Genomic DNA, 5,354 nt, shown 5'->3' with positions numbered 1-5,354 from the left:
TGTTTCCGCAACCCAGAAAGAAATAAGTTCCCGGCACAACCTCTTCAAAAAAACTGAAATCTTCTGCTGCCATTTCTGAAGCGGCCTCGACCACGACATCTTTGTCAAACATCTCCAGCGAGGCTTTTCGGGCAATGGAGGTTACCGTACTGTCGTTGATCGTTACTGGATACAGATAGGTGTAATCGAAGTTATGTTCGCAATCGAATGCAGAGCAGATCCCCGTTACTATCCGCTCCATTCTTTTGGGAATTTCCATTCTTGTTTGTCTGTCGAAAGTTCTTATGTTTCCGGTCATGCTGACTGTTTTTGGGATTATATTGGCAGCGGTTCCTCCATTGATTTGGCACATAGCCACTACTGCCGATGATTGAGAGTCTATTTCCCTGCTAATGATTGTCTGGATCGCTGTTATGATCATCGACGCCGGCACAAGGGGTTCCACTGTTTCGTGAGGTTTTGATGCATGACCACCCTTACCAGTGACAGTGATCTTGGCTCCGTCCACGGATGCCATAATTGGACCAGATTTGAAAGCTAGCTTGCCGGATGGGACTTTGGACCATATATGGAGACCTGCAATTGCTTCAACTCCCTCCATAACGCCTTCCTTGATCATCATTTCGGCACCCGAAGGAATCCCAGCTTCCTCTGCCGGCTGAAATACCAGCCGAACTCTACCCTTAAGGTGATCCTTGAATTCGAACAATACCTTTGCAGTCCCCAAAAGAATTGCGACATGGCCGTCATGTCCGCAGGCATGCATTACTCCTTCAACCTGTGATCTGTAAGGAAGATTATTCTCTTCATTCAACGGCAGGGCATCCATATCAGCCCTAAGTGCAACACATGGCCCCGGGTTTCCGCTATCCAATTCCGCAACAACCCCCACAGGGAGGTTATTACATCCAATCTTAATGTTTTCATATCCGATAGACTTCAACTCATCGGCAATATATGCGGATGTCTGAATTTCTTTCCACGAGAGTTCAGGATGGGCGTGAAGGTGATGCCTCAAAGCTGTTAGGTCTTTCCCCATTAAAAAACTGTATTCTCTTATCTCAGCCAAAAACAAATGATTCGCCCCCCAATTGTTTGAGGATAGATTTCTACGTGCAAATATCAAGAATTGCAGCGATATAGACCTTGCAGCTTTGAATTATTTGATCTATCTGGCAAAATTCCACATCGCTGTGGGCGGAGCTGAGATCTCCAGGTCCGAAGACAACGGTTTCAATTCCTCCTGCGGAGCTGAGTATTCCGGCATCTGTCCATCCAGGGAAGAAAGCCAGTTCGGGCGGTCCCACATATTCGGATACAGCTCTTTCAAGACTCTTAACAAGTACAGAATCCGGGTCTGTCATCAGTGGAGGTTGACCGATACTGTTTATTTCGACGTTTCTCATGTTCCGGACCTCCGCCTCGTAATCGGGGTCGGAAGCCTTGAGCCGACGGACGACCTCCCTGAGCTCTTCCATTGCCGATTCCGTAGATTCTCCTGGAATCCAGCGCCTGTCAAGCCTGATCATGCATTCTCCCGCAACCGTGCTCGGTTGCGTTCCTCCGAAGATGCTTCCAAGGTTCAAGGTCGATGGGCCGGTAACCATATTTGTTCGTCCGTGCAGGGACGGAAGCAGATCGCTACAGATACTGTAGATCAATTTACCGGCCTTTTCGATTGCGTTGATACCTCGCTCGGGAGTTCCCCCGTGGCAATATCGCCCCTTTATCGCTATTTCAATCCATTCGAGAGCTCTGTGTCCATTGTCAATCTTCAACTCGGTTGGCTCACCCACGATAGCGTATTTGGTCCGCGGCCCGTTCTCCACAATATGACGAGTTCCTATGTTCCAGAATTCCTCATCTGCAACACCGGCGAATACCACCTGCCCTTCAAGCCGAATTCCGGCTCGCTTAACCGACAGAAGAGCATGGATCATCGCTGCCAGGGAACCCTTCATGTCAACAGAACCACGCCCGTATATCTTTCCATCGAGGATGTCTCCCGAAAATGGATCAATGGTCATATTTTCGACGTTTACTGTATCCGTATGGCCGTTAAGCATGAGGGTTTTTTCGAAGAATGCGTTTTCTCCATATTTTGCAATAACGTTATATCTTTTTCCGTCGGTTGGCTGGAGCTCAGAATCAACTCCCTCCGCTCCGAGGAACTCCACCAGGAATCTGGATATTTCTTCCTCGGGGTTTTGAAGACCATGATGGCTGGGTATGGATATCAGTTTCTTCGTCAACTCGACAAGGGCTTTCTCGTCCAGGCATGATATTGCTTTCTGAAGGGTTTCTTTAGAATTTTTCATGGCTGATATCCTTTCAATTCAAATGTTCAATGCAAACGGGAGTAGACGATTCGCCCGCCCAGAACAGTCTTGTCGACCTTAATATCTTTTACAAGCTCTGGCTCGGATGCAAAAGGATCTTCGGAGAGCACTGCCAGATCCGCCAATTTGCCTGGTGAAATAGATCCTTTGTCCATTTCTTCGAATCCTATCGCTGCGGCATTCAAGGTGAAAAGCTTGATCCCCTCATAGACTTCAAGCCTTTGATATGCGTGGGTATGGCATCGGGCACCGTAAACCCCGAGCATGGGGTTAAGAGGCGTTATGCTGCTGTCTGAACCTCCCGCCACTAGAAGCCCGGCCTCAAGAAGGGTTCTCAATGGATAAGACCTTTCGAACCTCTCTTCTCCAAGCCTTATCGGCATCATTTTTCTGGTGAAGAAATCAAAACTGGGCTGAACGCAGATCGCGCATCCGATCATTGCGGCTCTTCTTATCTGATCATCGGTCGGAATGCTGAAGTGTTCAAAACGGTGCCGGTGGTCATTTCGTGGGTAAGCCTTGAGCGCCTTTTCATAGGCGCACAAAAGTTGTTCGATCGCGGCATCACCAATGGTGTGCATTGCGATCTGCATTTCCCTCCTGTGAGCCTCCATAACGAATTCCTCAAGATCCTTTGTATCAATATACAGACAACCTGTGGCATCGGGCTGATCTTCATAAGGAGAGAGGAGAGCCGCGGTCCGCGAACCTATAGAGCCATCCACGGTAATGCATCCTCCGATCCGTTTAAGCCCTTTTCGGGCAATTTTTTCTACATCCATGATCTGGTGGTAAGGGACTACTCTTACTGGCAATTCCGGAATTGCGGAAAGAAGAATATCGAAATCATTCTCTCCAAAAAGACTTCCTCCCTCCAGCGCATGGACGGTTGTCACTCCCACGGACAGGGCTTCGTTTGCGGCCTGGAGCAACGCGGTTTTCTTTTCGATAGGATCAAGCAGGTTGTTCAGGATTTTTACTCTTGCGGCGGAGTTCGCGTTCGCTTTCAGGTTGCCTGTAGCCTTTCCGTTTTCCAGAATTAATCCTTCAAGACCGGGGTCCAGCCCAAGCACCCTAAGCGCCTCTGAATTGACCAGACAGGCATGAGCATCAACACGGCTCAGAAACACAGGTTTCTCAGGGCATACCGCATTTAGCTCCCTCAGAGAAGGCACCCTCTTCTCCTCAAGCTTTGTCTCGTCATAACCATAGCCCCGCACCCATCCGCCTTCGGGGGTGTTTCCTGCCTGTTCCTTCACAAGACGAAGCATTTCAGTGATATTTTCAGCCTTGTTCAAATATACCGCCGTCCTATCAAGACCCGTCTGCATAAAATGAACGTGCGCATCGATAAATCCGGGGAAAACAACTTTACCGCCCAGATCGACAAATTCCGTCTTTTTATCCGCCAGTGAACGGATCATTTCCGGAGATCCAACGGCCGCTATCCTGTCGCCCGTAACTCCCACAGCCCCGGCACGGGGAAGTTTCCAGTCCATGGTATAAAACCTGCCATTCAAGAACACCTTGTCCAGATTCAACATATTCCCTCCTTTCAGCGCAAAGCGGAAGAGGGATATTCACTATTGGACCCCTCTTCCGCTCGACAAGTTCAAGGCACGATAGGGCCTAAAAAGGACCGACGCCTATCATCTGAGCAACGGTTACCAGGATTGCTGCAGTGACGATCCAGGTCAGGAAAAGCTTGAACGACCACTTGGCCCACTTTTCCCACGATATTCCGCCGGCCATTGCGAGACCTGCCATGGTAATGGCAGATGTCGGCCAGAACCAGTTGGTGAAACCATCACCATACTGAAAGGCTATGACCACTACCTGCCTGTTTATTCCCAGGATATCCGCCAGAGGAGCGAGAATGGGCATCATCGTAACGGCCTTGCCGCTGGCTGAAATTACGAAGAAGTTCAGGGCCGTAACAATAACGAAGATCCCCAGAGCGATCCCGACCATGGGAAGCCCGGTAAGGGTCGAGGCCAAGCCGTTCACAACAGAATCAAGGATCTTTCCCTCCTCCATTACAACAAGGACGGACCTTGCGATACCGATGGTCAGCGCGGCTGGAATAATCTTTTTGGCGCCTTCTGCAAAGTTGATGGCCATTTCGTTTGGCGACATCTTCGCGATGAACCCGGAAACTATGCCCACCAGTATGAATACGGCCGTGATCTCATTAAGGTACCATCCAAGTTTTGTGGTTCCTATCACCACTGTTATGAACCCCAGCAGAACCGTCAGCATGATCAATCTATGCCTCATGGTGAAAACAAGATCCTTTGTTTTGTCTTCTCCGGCTTCCGCGGCAAGTTCAAGTTCGTAGACGGGACTCGCGGAGGGGTCTTTCCTTATCTTTTTCCCGTAAGAGATAAGGAAGACTATCGTCGTTAAAGTGAAAATGACAAAGCCGACCATCCTGAAGGACATCGCTGAAAATAGAGGGAGCCCGGAGATGGCCTGGGCGATGCCGGTAGTGTATATGTTAAGGACACCAGACGTGAATCCAGCTGCCGTCCCCAGCAGCACCATTCCTGCTCCCATGAGCGCATCGTACCCCATGGCCCTTGCAAGCGAGACCCCCAGTGGGACAAAGACCAGGGTTCCTTCAGCCCAACCCAGAAATGCACCAATACTGGCAAACATGATAGTAATAACGGCAACAATGACATTTTCCTTCCCATGAGATCTTTTCATCATATGGGTAATGCCAGAATCAAAGGCACCCGTTTTGGTTACGATCTCAAAGGCTGCCACCACCAGTACGACAAGCATCATAATGCTGACTGCCGCCGCCATGCCCTTCGGAATCGAAACAGCAAGCTTGAAAAGATTGACTGGAGTCTGTTCCACAGCATGGAAAGTGGCCGGATCAACAATCATCCTTCCGGTAGCTGAATCCTGGACGCGGTCAAAAACTCCGGCAGGAATCACGTAGGTACAAATTGCAACGATAATTAGAATTACGCTGAGAAGGACATATACGTGAGGGACTTTGAAACT

4 protein-coding genes are annotated in these 5,354 nt (G+C 49.4%); all 4 read right to left on the bottom strand.

Annotated features, from left to right (window positions below):
• A partial coding sequence (locus JW883_05460; GenBank protein ID MBN1841714.1) for an amidohydrolase occupies positions 1 to 1,039 on the bottom strand: 1,039 nt, incomplete at its 3' end.
• 70 nt (positions 1,040 to 1,109) lie between these two features.
• Positions 1,110 to 2,318, bottom strand: coding sequence for a M20 family metallopeptidase (locus JW883_05455; protein ID MBN1841713.1), 1,209 nt, complete (start codon positions 2,316 to 2,318; stop codon positions 1,110 to 1,112).
• 26 nt (positions 2,319 to 2,344) lie between these two features.
• On the bottom strand, positions 2,345 to 3,883 hold the full coding sequence (locus JW883_05450) for an amidohydrolase (GenBank protein ID MBN1841712.1): 1,539 nt from the start codon (positions 3,881 to 3,883) through the stop codon (positions 2,345 to 2,347).
• 85 nt (positions 3,884 to 3,968) lie between these two features.
• Positions 3,969 to 5,354: YfcC family protein (locus JW883_05445; GenBank protein MBN1841711.1), on the bottom strand; the 1,386-nt coding region annotated here is incomplete at its 5' end.

The sequence above is a fragment of the Deltaproteobacteria bacterium genome, assembly GCA_016930875.1.
Classification (GTDB): domain Bacteria; phylum Desulfobacterota; class Desulfobacteria; order Desulfobacterales.
This window is presented reverse-complemented; position numbering and strand designations above follow the sequence as displayed.

What these genes read in the sequence shown, in the direction of transcription:
- JW883_05450 (MBN1841712.1), bottom strand. Translation starts at nt 3,883, where the DNA reads ATGTTGAATCTGGACAAGGTGTTCTTGAATGGCAGGTTTTATACCATG.
- JW883_05455 (MBN1841713.1), bottom strand. Translation starts at nt 2,318, where the DNA reads ATGAAAAATTCTAAAGAAACCCTTCAGAAAGCAATATCATGCCTGGAC.